Raw genomic sequence first — 13,341 nt, forward strand, 5'->3', positions numbered from 1 at the left:
AGCACCCGCCGTGACGGAGACCATGATGCGCATCCCATCCAGCACCTACCGCTTCCAGCTGACGTCGGAGTTCGACCTCGACGTGGCCGCCGAGCAGCTCCCCTACCTGGAGCGGCTCGGCGTCGGGTGGGTGTACCTCTCCCCCATCCTGCAGGCCGCGCCCGGCAGCACCCACGGCTACGACGTCGTCGACCCCTCGAAGGTGGACGACGAGCGGGGCGGGCGGGAAGCGCTCGAGCGCTTCTCCGCGAAGGCGCGCGAGCTGGGCCTCGGTGTGCTCGTCGACATCGTCCCGAACCACATGGGGGTCGACACGCCGCGAGACAACCCGTGGTGGTGGGACGTGCTCGCCCACGGCCGGGATGCGGCCCACGCCGAGTCGTTCGACATCGACTGGGAGGCCGGTGACGGCAAGCTGCTCATCCCAACCGTCGGCGATGACGACATGCCGCGCGAGCGCGGCGACGCGATCGCCAACGTCACCGTCGACCGCGAGGCAGGCGTGCTGCGGTACCACTCGACCGAGTACCCACTCGCCGAGGGCTCTGCGCCCGAAGGCGCGTCGGTTCGCGAGGTGCTCGACAACCAGCACTACCAGCTCATCCACTGGCGCCAGGGTGACAGCCGCCTCAACTACCGTCGCTTCTTCACCATCACCTCGCTCGCGGGCATCCGCGTCGAGGACGACGAGGTCTTCGAGGAGGCGCACGCCGAGATCCTCGACTGGATGCGGCACCGCCTCGTCGACGGCCTCCGCATCGACCACCCGGACGGGCTGCGCGACCCCGGCGGCTACCTTCGACACCTCGCCGATCGGACGCGCGGCGCGTACGTGCTCGTCGAGAAGATCCTGGAAGGCGACGAGTCGCTGCCCGCAGACTGGCGCACGGCCGGCACCACCGGCTACGACGCGCTCGGCCAGATCGACCGGGTGCTCGTGGATGCGGACTCCGAGGAGTTCCTCGACGAGCTCGCCGGAGTCGACGGCACCCCCGTCGACTGGGAACAGCTGATCCACGAGGCGAAGCGCGCCGTCGCGGACGTCTCGCTCAACGCCGAGATCCGCCGGATCGCGCGCGAACTGCGGTCGACGGGCCTCGAGGACGATCTCATCGAGGACTCGGTCGCCGAGATCGCCGCGCACTTCAGCGTGTACCGGAGCTACCTGCCCACCGGCTCCAACCACCTCGCCGACGCGGCAGATGCGGCGAAGGAGCAGCGACCCGACCTCGCCGCGTCGATCGCACGCATCCTGCCGTTCCTCGAAGCCCCTGAAGCTGAAGCCGCGCTGCGGCTGCAGCAGACGACCGGCATGATCATGGCGAAGGCCGTCGAGGACCGCTCGTTCTACCGGTACGCGCGCCTCACCTCGCTCAACGAGGTCGGCGGCGACCCCAACGTCTTCTCGATCACGCCCGAGCGGTTCCACGAGCTGCAGACCGCCCGCGCCCGCGACTGGCCGGACGCCATGACCACGCTGTCGACCCACGACACGAAGCGCGGCGAGGACACGAGAGCCCGCATCACGGCGCTCAGCGAGGTCGCGGAGTTCTGGGCCGAGAGCGTCGCCGAGCTGCAGAACGTAGCCCCCATCGATGACAACGCCTTCGCCCAGTTGACCTGGCAGGCGATCATCGGAGCCTGGCCGGCGTCCCGCGAGCGCCTCAACGCCTACCTCGAGAAGGCTGCCCGCGAGGCCGACCTGCACACGAGCTGGACCAACCCGAACGAGACCTTCGAGGAGCAGCTGAGCTCGGCTGTCGACGCGGTCTTCGACAATCCCGTCGCGTCGAACATCGTGCAGAACGTCGTCGCCGAGACGCAGGCGGCCGGCTGGTCCAACTCGCTCACCGCCAAGGTCGTGCAGCTCACGATGCCGGGCGTCCCCGACGTCTACCAGGGCACCGAGCTGTGGACCCGCACACTCGTCGACCCCGACAACCGGCAGAGCGTCGACTACTCGTCGCGCACCGCGGCGCTCGACGCGATCCTCCACGGCGCCGTCCCCGAGATCGACGACTCCGGCGCCGCCAAGCTGCTCGTCACGGCAGCCTGCCTTCGCCTGCGTCGCAGCCGCCCCGAGCTCTTCACCGAGTACGAGGGCATCACGGCCAACGGCCCGGCCGCCGAGCACGCCCTCGCCTTCTCGCGAGGCGGCGCGATCACCATCGGAACGCGCCTGCCCATCGGGCTCGAGCAGGGCGGCGGCTGGATCGGCACCACCATCCCCCTCCCCGAAGGCGAGTGGATCGACCAGCTCACCGCCGCCGTCTACACGGGCGGCAAGGACGTGCCACTCGCGGCGATCCTGCAGCAGTACCCCGTGGCCCTCCTCGCCAAGTCCTGACCAGCACCCGAATCCACCCTCGCCTGTCACCAAGGAGTTCACCGTGCGCGATTCCCGCTTCGACGTCTGGGCACCACACGCCGAGACGCTGACCTTGCACCTCGACGGGTCCGAGCTGCCCATGCGCCGCACCGACGGCGACTGGTGGGTGCCGGATGCCGCGCTCGAGCTCGACGAGGAGACGCACGACTACGGGTACCTCGTCGACGGCGCCACGACTCCGATTCCCGACCCCCGCTCGCGCTGGCAGCCCGATGGCGCGCACGGCCTCTCCCGCACGTTCGACCCGGCCAGGCAGCCGTGGACGGACGGCGACTGGACCGGCCGAACGCTCGCCGGCTCGGTCATCATCGAGCTGCACGTCGGCACCTTCACGCCAGAGGGCACCCTCGACTCCGCCATCGAGCGCCTCGACCACCTCCAGTCGCTCGGCGTCGACTTCGTCGAGGTCATGCCAGTCAACGCGTTCAGCGGCACCCACGGCTGGGGCTACGACGGCGTCGACTGGTTCGCGGTACACGAAGGCTACGGCGGCCCTTCGGCCTACCAGCGCTTCGTCGAGGCCTGCCACGAGCGCGGCATCGGCGTCATCCAGGACGTCGTCTACAACCACCTCGGCCCGTCCGGCAACTACCTCGGCAAGTTCGGACCGTACCTCTCCGACCACCACGCCACGGCGTGGGGCGACACCGTCAACCTGGACGGGGAGAACTCCGACGAGGTGCGCGCCTACATCCGCGACAACGTCGCCATGTGGCTGCGAGACTTCCACGTCGACGGCCTGCGACTGGACGCCGTGCACGCCCTCATCGACGACCGTGCCGTGCACATCCTCGAGGAGCTGGCACGCGACGTCGACGAGCTCGAGGCGCATGTGGGCCGTCCGCTCACGCTGATCGCCGAGTCCGACCTCAACAATCCCCGCCTCATCACCTCCGATGAGGCCGGTGGGTACGGGCTCGACGCGCAGTGGTCCGACGACTTCCACCACGCCGTGCACGTCAACCTCACGGGCGAGACAAGCGGCTACTACGCCGACTTCGTAGGCCTCGACGCACTCGCGAAGGTACTCACGAACGGCTTCTTCCACGACGGCACTGTCTCCACGTTCCGGGGCCGTCACCACGGGCGAGCGCTGCCCGCGCAGACCCGCACCTGGCGGCTCGTCGTCTCGTCGCAGAACCACGACCAGATCGGCAACCGCGCCATCGGCGACCGGATCACGGCGACGCTCTCCCCCGGCCAGCTCGCCATCGCCGCGACGCTCGAGCTCACCTCGCCCTTCACTCCAATGCTCTTCATGGGCGAGGAATGGGGTGCGACGACGCCGTTCCAGTTCTTCTCCTCCCACCCGGAGCCCGAACTGGCGAAGGCGACGACGGAAGGCCGCATCGGCGAGTTCGCGCGCATGGGGTGGGACGCGGCCGTGGTCCCGAATCCGCAGGACGTGGAGACGTTCACTCGATCGAAGCTCGACTGGACCGAGCTCGAGAAGCCCGAGCACGCGCGCCTCCTCGAGATCTACCGTGAGCTCATCGCGCTGCGCCGCCGCGAGGCCGACATCACCCTGCCGTGGCTCGACGCGAGCCGCGTCGATGTCTCCGAGGAGCACGGCACGCTGGTCATCACGCGCGGCAGCCTCGCAATTGCGGTGAACTTCTCCTCGCAGGAGCGCGAGCTGCGCGTCGAGCGCGCCACTGAGGTGCTGTTCTCGACCGACGAGCAGGCGGCGCTCGGTGAGACCACCGGAACGGTCACCGGCGCGCCAGTCGGCGCATCCGCCGTGCCGTTGCGCCTGCCAGCGCAGAGCGCCGCCGTCCTCCGCATCAGCCGCGCCTGACCCCGCCTGTCCAACTTCAGTGCAGATCTCGGCGTTACAGACCCAGAACGGCTCGAAGCGACGCATATCGCACTGAAGTTGGACACGCGGGCGTGGGTTTCTCACGCTTCGCTGGCTAGCATGGTGCTCCCGACGCGAAGGAGCGGTCCCATGGGCAAGGTCGTCATGTACAGCTCGGTCTCGGTCGACGGCTTCATCGCCGACGACAACGACGACCCCGGTCACCTCTTCGACTGGCTGACCAGCGGAGACGTCGCGCTCGACGACAGCGGCGTCCTCAAGGTCTCGCAGGCGTCCTACGACTACACCCGCCCGTACTGGGACGAGATCGGCGTGACGCTCGCCGGCCGACACGTCTTCGACTTGACGGACGGCTGGGATGGGACCCCACCGAGCGGCATCGACCACGTGGTCGTCGTGTCCCACCGGCCACCGCCAGAGGGGTGGAACACGGAACTGCCGTTCCATTTCGTCGAGGGTGTCGAGGCCGCCGTCGCCAGAGCCAAGGAGCTCGCGGTTGACCGTACCGTCGAGGTGGCCGCCGGCGACGTGGGCGGGCAGGCGCTCGCCGCCGGCCTTGTCGACGAGGTGCGGATGGATGTGGTCCCCGTGGTCTTCGGCGCAGGCAAGCGCTTCTTCGGGGAGACCGACGCCCAGCACCTGCTTGAGGACCCCGACGTCGTGCTGCCGGGCACCAGGGTGCTGCACCTCCGCTACCGAGTGCGCCGCCCAGCGAGCTAGGTCTCGTCTGCGGCGACCAGGCGAAGCCGGATTCGCTTGTCGCGTGCAGACCGTCGGCGTACCCTGACCGGCATGTGCAGAAACATCACCGAGCTGCGCGGGCTCGAACCGGCCGCGAACGACACCGAGATCGAGGCCGCCGCGCGCCAGTACGTGCGCAAGGTCTCCGGAATCACGCATCCGACCGACCGAACCCGCGAGGCCTTCGAGAAGGCGGTACGCGAGATCGCGCACATCACCGAGCACCTCCTCGACGACCTCCCCGAGCGACGTCAGCCGCCGAAGACAGTGCCGCCGCTGCGCCGCCCCGAGGTGCAGGCGCGCATCGCCGCGCGCGCGGAAGCGAAGACTGCCTCCTAGACGCACCCTCAGTGCTGGTCCTGGGCCTCGTCCTGCTTGCGGTTCGCCCGCTCGCTGAGGCCGACGGTGCCGTCGCTTCGCTCACCCCGACCGAGCAGCGAGGCCGGGCGCAGCGCGAACTTCCCGAAGCGGGCCACCGCCTGGTCGACGGCTCGTTCCGCCGCCTCCCAGTCGTCGTCCTCCTCAGCGCCGAAGAGCGACAGCTGCCCCGAGGTCCCCGCCTCCACGAGGCGCTCGGCGCGCACGCCGATGAGGCGCACGGGCCGCGGCGGCACGAGGGCCGCGCGCAGCATCTCGCGCGCCTCGAGGTACAGCGAATGCCCGACGTCGCTCGGCTCCGCGAGCGTGTGCGAGCGCGTGATCGTGGAGAAGTCGGACCAGCGCAGCTTGATACCGACCTGCCGTGCCTGGAGGCCCGCGCGCCGAAGACGGGTTGCCACCGCATCCGCCTGCGCCCGCACCTCCCGCTCGAGGAAGACGAAGTCGGCCACATCCTCGAAGAACGTCTGCTCGTGACTGATCGACTTCTCGCGGTGCGCCTCCTCGACGCCGCGCTCGTCCCTGCCCCACGCGAGGGCGCTGAGCTTCGCCGCCCCCGCCTTGCCGACTGCCCGCTCGAGCACCGGCACCGGCGTGTGGGCCAGGTCGAAGACCGTGTGGATGCCGATACCGCGCAGCTTCGCCTCGCTCTTCTCGCCGACGCCCCACAGCGCCCCGACGGGAAGATGATGCAGGAACGGAATGGTCTCCTCGTGCGGGATCACGAGCATGCCGTTCGGCTTGCACTTGCCGGAGGCGAGCTTCGCGACGAACTTCGTGGACGCGGCGCCGACGGAGCAGGTGAGCCCCGTCTGCGCCTTGACCCGTTCCCGCAGTCGCGCTGCGATCTCACCGGGCGAGCCGAACAGCAGACTCGCCCCGGACACGTCGAGGAACGCCTCGTCGATCGACAGCGGCTCGACGAGGGGCGTGAACTCCCGGAAGATCTCCATGACCTGCTGCGACGCCTCGCGGTACTTGTTCATGTTGCCCGGCAGCACAACAGCCTCGGGGCACCGTGCGATTGCCTGGTGCATCGGCATGGCGCTTCGCACGCCTCGCGCTCTGGCCTCGTAGCTCGCACTGGAGACGACGCCGCGCTCTCTCGTGCCACCGACGATCACCGGCTTGCCGACGAGGTCCGGCCGCTCGAGCAGCTCGACTGCGACGAAGAAGGCGTCCATGTCGACATGGAGGATGCTCGCAGACGCATCGCGGTCGGACGCCGCACCCGTCTGCCGCACACCCATGTCTTTCCTGGTCATGCCTCCATTGTGCGATGTCCCACCGACATCCGCAGGACGCACCCGGACATCTGGCCGACGCTCTGCGCGAATAGACTCTGCGCATGCAGCTCAACGAGTCTCGCGCCTGGACCGCCTTCTACGCCCCCGGGACACCGAAGGACATCGAAGTCCCGAACGGGTCGCTCCCCGACATGCTGTCGGAGATCGCCGAGCGGTTTCCCGACAAGCCCGCGATCGAGTTCTTCGCCGCGCAGACCACCTTCGCGGAGCTGCAGGACCAGGTGCTGCGGTTCGCGCAGGGGCTGCGGCGCATCGGCGTCAAGCGGGGCGACCGGGTGGCGCTGATCATGCCGAACGCGCCGCAGCACGTGGTCGCGTTCTACGCGGTTCTCCGGCTCGGCGCGGTTGTCGTGGAGCACAATCCGCTCTACACGCGTGATGAGCTCCGCACCCAGTTCGAGGACCACGGCGCCGAGATCGTGATCGCCTGGGACAAGGCCGCGCCGACGGTGCAGTCGCTCCCCCACAGCCTCGGCATCCGCCACGTCATCGCGGTCGATGTGACGAAGGGCATGCCGCTCAAGACGCAGCTGCTGCTCCGCCTGCCCATCGCGAAAGCCCGCGAGTCGCGCGCCAAGCTCAGCGCGAAGGCTCCTGGCACCGTCCCCTTCGAGAAGCTCGCGAAGCAGCAGCCGCTCGACGCGAGCATCCCCGCCCCGGGTCCCGAGGACCTCGCGAGCCTGCAGTACACGAGCGGCACGACCGGCAACCCGAAGGGGGCCATGCTCACGCACCGCAACCTGTGGTCGAACGCCCGCCAGGGTGCGGCGTGGATGCCCGAGTTCACGGCTGGCAACGAGACGATCTACGGCGTCCTGCCCATGTTCCACGCGTTCGGCGTGCTGCTGTCCGTCATCTACTCCGTGAGCGTCGGCGCGAAGGCGGTGCTCTTCCCGACGTTCGACCCCGAGCTGGTCATCGCAGCATCGAAGAAGTCGCCGGCGACCTTCATCCCTGCCGTGCCGCCCATGTACGACCGGCTCGCGCGCGTCGCGAAGGAAGGGAAGCTCGACCTCTCCGGCGTCATCTACGCCATCTCGGGCGCCATGACGCTGAACGACGCCATCGTGCACCGCTGGGAGGCCGTCGCGGGTGGCCAGCTCGTCGAAGGGTACGGACTCACCGAGACGTCGCCCGTCGCGCTCGGCAACCCGTTCACCGACAAACGGAAGACCGGAACGATCGGCATCCCGTTCCCGTCGACCTTCATCAAGGTCACCGACCCGAGCGACCCGAGCACGGAGGTCGGACTCGGCGACGTCGGCGAGCTGCTCATCAAGGGCCCGCAGACCTTCCAGGGCTACTGGAACCGACCCGAGGAGACCGCGGAGGTGCTCATCGACGGCGGCTGGGTGCGCTCGGGCGACCTCGTCGTGCAGGATGCGGACGGTTTCGTGACGGTAGTGGACCGCAAGAAGGAGCTCATCATCACGGGCGGCTTCAACGTGTCGCCTTCCGAGGTCGAGCGCGTCGTCACCGAGGTGCCAGGAATCGCCGAGGCAACCGTCGTCGGCATCAGGCGAGGTGGAGGCGCCGAGGTCGTCACCGCGGTCATCGTGCTCGACGAGGGGGCACGCTTCGACGAGGCTGCAGCGCGCGCGTTCGTCCGCGAGCGTCTCTCCGAGCACAAGGTGCCGCGGTCGTACGTCGTCTGGGAGGAGCTCCCCAAATCGCTCATCGGGAAGGTGCTGCGCAAGAAGGTCCGGGACGCGCTGCAGCAGAACCGCAACGCGACCGCTGCAGCCGCAGCGGGAGACGACGAAGAAACTGGCGGGGCGCGCCCCGGCGCCGAATAGGCCGAAGCGCGAGCGAGCCCGCCCCTGCAGCGCAGGGGCGGGCTCGAGGCGTCTCGGTCAGCGACTCGCTCAACCGCCGGTGACGTACTGCTCGCCAGCCGGAGTGAGGCGGGTGCCCGTCGGTCCCTCGAGGTCGACGAGGCCGGCCCTGGCCGCCTGACGCACCGAGGCGGCGACGTTCACCGGCACTCGCCACGTCATGCGCTCGAACTCGGCCGTGATCCTCGCCGCGGTGACCTCGGCCTCATCGCCCATGATCGAGGCGATGGCGAGCGCGATGCGCTGCCCGTTGTTCGTCGGCTTCAGCTCTTCGGCCAGCTCTTCGAGACTCCGGGCTCGTGATCTTGCGGCGCGGGACCTGGCCGCTGCGCTGCCTCGCGAACCGGCCCTCGTGCGGGATGCAATCGGGGCGGTGCCCGTGCGTTCGTCCGCGGCCGTCTCCGACGACATCTGGGAAGTCGAAGCACGCCCTTGGCCTGCTCGGGCTCGCGTTGAGGCGCGGACGGTGCTGCGGGGGCTGCGCACCTGGTCCCCATTCGAGCCAGAGCCCGAGGACGACGCTCTCTGGCTGGGCGGCGTCGGGGCGGGCGAAGGCCTGTCGACCGTCTCGGCGCTGTTGATCCCGGAAGGGCGGCGCCCACGGCCCGCACGGACCGGGCGCGCGGACTCCACGCCTGTGACCGCAGACTCGTCGTCCCGCGGTTCCGCGGCGACGGGCTCGCCGCCCTCCGCCGTTCTCGGCGCTGCCGTGCGGATGTCGATGGGGCCGAGGTCGGCGGCGTCGACGCCGTGCTCGACGACCGCGGTCACGAAGCTGTCGAAGACCGCACGATGCACCGCCGTCTCGTGCTGTTCGACGAGCGCGACGATCCCGGGCATGGCCCTGATGAGTCGAGCGAACCCGTGGGCGTCGTCGCCCTCATCGGTGAGGAGCGCCGCATCGCGCAGGATGTGCGTCCGTTCGCCCGCGCCCGACTTGCGGCCCTTCGTCGCACCGGCCTTCGGAGCAGCCTCGACCAGCCCGGAGTCCTCGGCCTGGACCGTCTCAGCCTTGGACTTCTCGTCGCCCTTCGGCTTCTTCTTCGCCTTGGACGTCTTGTCGTCCTTGGACTTCCTCTTGCCCTTGGACTTCTTCTCGTCTTTGGACTTTTTCTCGTCCTTGGACTTCTTCTCGTCCTGAGATGTCTTCGCGTCGCTGAGCTTCTTGCTGTCCTTGGACTTCTTGCTGTCCTTGGACTTCTTGTCCGTGGACTTCGTCTTGTCCGTCGGGTCCTTCTGCGTGGCCGGGTCCGCGGTGACGTTCGGTTCGAGCGTCGTCAGGAGCGACGGCGTGCCAGCTGAGGCCGGTCGCTGCACCGACGTCGGCGGCTGCACGCGCTCTTTCTTGACCTTCGCCCGAGGGCCGCCCTGCGTGGCGTCTGGTCGCTCGACCCGAGCCTTCTTGCCAGTCTTCTTGCCCATGAGATTCGCTGCTCCGTTCACCGAGGCCCTGTGGCTCTGACGCTATCGTCAGAGCCACAGGGCCGCCTAGGTCCTGCCCGACAATTCCCCGGTGTACGAGTTCGAGCTCTAGGAGCTCTGGGCGCGCTCGAGAACGAGCTCTCGCACGCGCGCGGCGTCTGCCTTGCCCCGCATCGCCTTCATCACGGCGCCGATGACCGCACCTGCCGCCTGCACCTTGCCGTCGCGGATCTTCGCGAGGACGTCGGGCTGCTGCGCAAGTGCCGCATCGATGGCCTCGATGAGGGGTCCGTCATCGCTGACGACCGCGAGGCCGCGCGACTCCACGACCTCGGCCGGTGAGCCTTCACCGGCGAGCACGCCCTCGAGCACGTCACGCGCGAGTCGGTCGTTGACCGTGCCTGCCGTGATCAGACCGTCGAGCTCGGCGATCTGCTGCGGCGTCGCGAGGTCGGTGGCCTGCACGCCCCGATCGTTGGCGATGCGCGAGAGCTCGCCCATCCACCACTTCTTGGCTCCAGCGGCCGTCGCGCCAGCTGCGACAGTCGCATCCACGACCTCGAGAAGCCCCGCGTTGGCGATGTCCTGGAACTCCTGGTCGGCGAAGCCCCATTCCGCCTTGAGGCGGCGCCGACGGGCGACGGGCGCTTCGGGAAGCGTCGCGCGGAGCTCCTCGACGAGCGCACGGCTCGGGCGCAGCGGCATGAGGTCGGGCTCGGGGAAGTACCGGTAGTCGTCGGCGTCGGACTTCGGTCGACCGGACGAGGTGCGTCCCGTGTCCTCGTGCCAGTGACGGGTCTCCTGCGTGATGCTCCCGCCTGCCGCGAGCAGCGCGGCCTGGCGCTGGATCTCGTACCGGACTGCGCGCTCGATCGACCTGAAGGAGTTGACGTTCTTCGTCTCCGTGCGCGTGCCGAGCTTCTCCTCGCCGCGCGGGCGGAGCGAGACGTTGGCGTCGCAGCGGAGATTGCCACGCTCCATGCGAGCCTCGGAGACGCCGAGCGCGCGGACGATGTCTCGGATCGTCGAGACGTACGCCGCCGCGAGCTGCGGTGTCTGCGCCTCTCCGCCGAAGATAGGCCGTGTCACGATCTCGACGAGTGGCACGCCGGCGCGGTTGTAGTCGACCAGCGAGTACTCGGCGCCCTGGATGCGGCCGGTCGAGCCTCCGACGTGCGTGAGCTTGCCCGCATCCTCTTCCATGTGCGCGCGCTCGATCGGAACGTGGAAGACGGTGCCGTCCTCCAGCTCGACCTCGACCTCTCCATCGAAGGCGATGGGGTCGTCGTACTGCGAGATCTGGTAGTTCTTCGGGTTGTCCGGGTAGAAGTAGTTCTTCCGCGCGAAGCCCGAGACCTCGGCGATCTGGCAGTTGAGGGCGAGTCCGAGCGCGATCGAGTAGCGCACAGCCTGCTCGTTGACGACGGGCAGCGTGCCGGGAAGACCGAGGTCGACCGGCCCGATGTTGGTGTTCGGCTCGCCGCCGACCTCGTTCCCCGAGTGGTTCGGGGTGTCGGAAAACATCTTGGTCTTGGTGCCGAGTTCGACGTGCACCTCGAGACCGATGACGGGCTCGTAGAGTTCGAGCGCGCGGTCGTAGTCCATCAGCTCTGGCTTGGCCATCAGCGTGCACCTGCCTTCAGCTGGGGGGCCTGCGCGAGCAGGGGTCCGCCCCATCGGTCTTCGAGAGTCTGTTCGAGCGCCGCAGCCACGGTGTAGAGGCGTGCGTCGTCGCGGGCGGCCGCCATGAACTGGATGCCGACCGGCAGCCCGTTCTCGGGCGCGAGTCCGCCGGGCACGGAGATGCCGGGGACGCCAGCGAGGTTGGCGGGGATGGTCGTGAGGTCGGCGAGGTACATGGCCGTCGGGTCCTCGGCCTTCTCGCCGAGCTTGTAGGCCGTGGTCGGCGACGTGGGCGCGGCGAGCACGTCGACTCCGGCGAAGGCGGCGGCGAAGTCCTGCTGCACGAGCGTGCGCACCTTCTGGGCTGACCCGTAGAAGGCGTCGTAGTAGCCGGCCGAGAGCGCGTAGGTCCCGAGGAGGATGCGGCGCTTGGCCTCGTCGCCGAAGCCCTTGCTTCGCGTCGCGGACATGACCTTCTCGACGGTTGTGGCGGAGGCGTCCGTGACCCGCAGCCCGAAGCGCACGGAGTCGTAGCGAGCGAGATTGCTCGATGCTTCCGCGGGCATGATCAGGTAGTACGCGGCGACGGCGTACTCGAAGTGGGGCGTCTCGATCCACGAGATGACGGCACCGCGTTCCTCGAGCGCGGCGAGCGCCTCTTGGAAGCGCTGGGTGACCCCGGCCTCGAAGCCCGCCCCGTCGGCGATCTGCTTGGGGACGCCGATGCGGAGTCCGCGAACGGAGTCCTCCTTGCGGCCCGCGAGGGCTGCGTCGGTGAACGACGGCCATTCCCCCGTGAGCGACGTGGAGTCGCGGCGGTCGTGGCCCGCGAGCACGTCGTGCAGGGCGGCCGTGTCGAGCACGGTGCGTGCTGCCGGTCCGATCTGGTCGAGCGAGGATCCCAGGGCGAGCGCGCCATAACGGCTGACGCCGCCGTACGTGGGCTTCATGCCTACGGTGCCGGTGACGGATGCGGGCTGACGGATGGATCCGCCCGTGTCAGTTCCGAGCGCGAGCGGCGCCTCGTAGGCGGCCACGGCGGCGGCGGAGCCTCCACCGGATCCGCCGGGGATGCGCTCGAGGTCCCACGGGTTGTGAGTTGGGCCGTACGCGGAGTGCTCCGTGGAGGAACCCATCGCGAATTCGTCGAGGTTGGTCTTGCCGATGATGACGAGGTCGTCGCCGCGGAGGCGCTCGACGACGGTCGCGTCGTACGGCGGCACCCAGCCCTCGAGGATGCGGGAGCCGGCGGTCGTCGGCGTGCCCTTCGTGGCGATGTTGTCCTTGACGGCGACGGGAACTCCAGCCAGCGGTGCGAGCTGCTCGCCGGCCTGCCGCTTCGCGTCGACACGTCCCGCGGCGGCAAGCGCAGCGTCGGCGTCGACGTGGAGGAACGCGTGGACGTCACCGTCGACAGCCTCGATGCGCTCGAGGTGCGCGGTCGTCGCCTCGATGGAGCTGATGGTGCCGGCCGCGATCGCCACCGCCAGGTCGGTCGCGCTCAGGCGCGTGATGTCGGCGGTCACTGCTCTTCTCCCAGGATCGCGGTGACACGGAAGCGTGTCCCGTCGCTGTCCGGTGCTCCTGCGAGCGCAGCATCGCGGTCAAGCGGTTCGCCGACCTCGTCTGCACGCGTCACGTTGTGCATGGCGATCGGATGCGTCGTCACTTCGACGTCGGGGGTCGCCACCTCCTGCACTTTCTGGATCAGGTGCTGGATTTCGATGAGTTCGCCGGTGACGCGCTCGATCTCGCCGTCTGCGAGGTCGATGCGTGCGAGCTGAGCGAGGTGCTCAACGTCGGCGGCAGTGATGTCGGTCATTCGTC

General features: G+C 69.1%; 10 protein-coding genes. 5 read left to right on the forward strand and 5 right to left on the reverse strand.

Annotation, left to right across the window (positions count from 1 at the left end; genetic code table 11):
* The first annotated feature begins 10 nt into the window (after positions 1-10).
* The 4 genes from treY (at position 11) to C5C17_RS09620 (ending at position 5,288) form a co-directional block, all read left to right on the forward strand.
* Positions 11-2,347, forward strand: coding sequence for a malto-oligosyltrehalose synthase (treY, locus tag C5C17_RS09605; RefSeq protein ID WP_308471310.1), 2,337 nt, complete (start codon positions 11-13; stop codon positions 2,345-2,347).
* A 43-nt stretch (positions 2,348-2,390) separates the two neighbouring features.
* Complete coding sequence (gene treZ / locus C5C17_RS09610; RefSeq protein WP_104253158.1) at positions 2,391-4,187, forward strand: malto-oligosyltrehalose trehalohydrolase; 1,797 nt, start codon at positions 2,391-2,393, stop codon at positions 4,185-4,187.
* 150 nt (positions 4,188-4,337) lie between these two features.
* Positions 4,338-4,928 (forward strand): dihydrofolate reductase family protein, encoded by a 591-nt coding sequence (locus C5C17_RS09615; RefSeq protein WP_104253159.1) that lies wholly within the window; start codon positions 4,338-4,340, stop codon positions 4,926-4,928.
* A gap of 72 nt (positions 4,929-5,000) precedes the next feature.
* Positions 5,001-5,288: a DUF2277 domain-containing protein gene (locus tag C5C17_RS09620; protein WP_104253160.1), complete on the forward strand. Its 288-nt coding sequence runs from the start codon at positions 5,001-5,003 to the stop codon at positions 5,286-5,288.
* A gap of 8 nt (positions 5,289-5,296) precedes the next feature.
* Here C5C17_RS09620 and dinB read toward each other — a convergent pair whose 3' ends face one another.
* Positions 5,297-6,592 (reverse strand): DNA polymerase IV, encoded by a 1,296-nt coding sequence (gene dinB, locus C5C17_RS09625; protein ID WP_104253161.1) that lies wholly within the window; start codon positions 6,590-6,592, stop codon positions 5,297-5,299.
* Between the two features lie 83 nt (positions 6,593-6,675).
* Between dinB and C5C17_RS09630 the strand changes: the two genes are divergently transcribed.
* Positions 6,676-8,430: a long-chain-fatty-acid--CoA ligase gene (locus C5C17_RS09630; RefSeq protein ID WP_104253162.1), complete on the forward strand. Its 1,755-nt coding sequence runs from the start codon at positions 6,676-6,678 to the stop codon at positions 8,428-8,430.
* 69 nt (positions 8,431-8,499) lie between these two features.
* Here C5C17_RS09630 and C5C17_RS09635 read toward each other — a convergent pair whose 3' ends face one another.
* From C5C17_RS09635 to gatC, 4 genes are all read right to left on the reverse strand, one after another.
* A complete protein-coding gene (locus tag C5C17_RS09635) occupies positions 8,500-9,891 on the reverse strand; it encodes a hypothetical protein (protein ID WP_146079126.1) in 1,392 nt (463 codons plus the stop codon).
* 108 nt (positions 9,892-9,999) lie between these two features.
* Positions 10,000-11,514 carry an Asp-tRNA(Asn)/Glu-tRNA(Gln) amidotransferase subunit GatB gene (gene gatB / locus C5C17_RS09640; RefSeq protein ID WP_104253164.1) on the reverse strand — a complete coding sequence of 505 codons (1,515 nt, stop codon included), beginning with the start codon at positions 11,512-11,514 and terminating at the stop codon, positions 10,000-10,002.
* Entirely contained in the window at positions 11,514-13,040 is a 1,527-nt protein-coding gene (gatA, locus tag C5C17_RS09645; protein WP_104253165.1) for an Asp-tRNA(Asn)/Glu-tRNA(Gln) amidotransferase subunit GatA, read from the reverse strand. Before gatA ends, gatB begins: the two co-directional genes overlap by 1 nt.
* The gene (gatC, locus tag C5C17_RS09650) at positions 13,037-13,336 is read right to left on the reverse strand and encodes an Asp-tRNA(Asn)/Glu-tRNA(Gln) amidotransferase subunit GatC (RefSeq protein ID WP_104253166.1); all 300 of its coding nucleotides are present in this window, start codon (positions 13,334-13,336) and stop codon (positions 13,037-13,039) included. The genes gatA and gatC overlap by 4 nt, the downstream gene beginning before the upstream one ends.
* Positions 13,337-13,341: the final 5 nt, after the last annotated feature.

Origin of the sequence: Pseudoclavibacter sp. RFBA6, from assembly GCF_002931575.1 — a bacterium.
GTDB classification, from domain to species: domain Bacteria; phylum Actinomycetota; class Actinomycetes; order Actinomycetales; family Microbacteriaceae; genus Pseudoclavibacter; species Pseudoclavibacter terrae.

What these genes read in the sequence shown, in the direction of transcription:
- gatC (WP_104253166.1), bottom strand. Translation starts at nt 13,336, where the DNA reads ATGACCGACATCACTGCCGCCGACGTTGAGCACCTCGCTCAGCTCGCA.
- C5C17_RS09620 (WP_104253160.1), top strand. Translation starts at nt 5,001, where the DNA reads ATGTGCAGAAACATCACCGAGCTGCGCGGGCTCGAACCGGCCGCGAAC.
- C5C17_RS09630 (WP_104253162.1), top strand. Translation starts at nt 6,676, where the DNA reads ATGCAGCTCAACGAGTCTCGCGCCTGGACCGCCTTCTACGCCCCCGGG.
- C5C17_RS09615 (WP_104253159.1), top strand. Translation starts at nt 4,338, where the DNA reads ATGGGCAAGGTCGTCATGTACAGCTCGGTCTCGGTCGACGGCTTCATC.
- gatB (WP_104253164.1), bottom strand. Translation starts at nt 11,514, where the DNA reads ATGGCCAAGCCAGAGCTGATGGACTACGACCGCGCGCTCGAACTCTAC.
- dinB (WP_104253161.1), bottom strand. Translation starts at nt 6,592, where the DNA reads ATGACCAGGAAAGACATGGGTGTGCGGCAGACGGGTGCGGCGTCCGAC.
- C5C17_RS09635 (WP_146079126.1), bottom strand. Translation starts at nt 9,891, where the DNA reads ATGGGCAAGAAGACTGGCAAGAAGGCTCGGGTCGAGCGACCAGACGCC.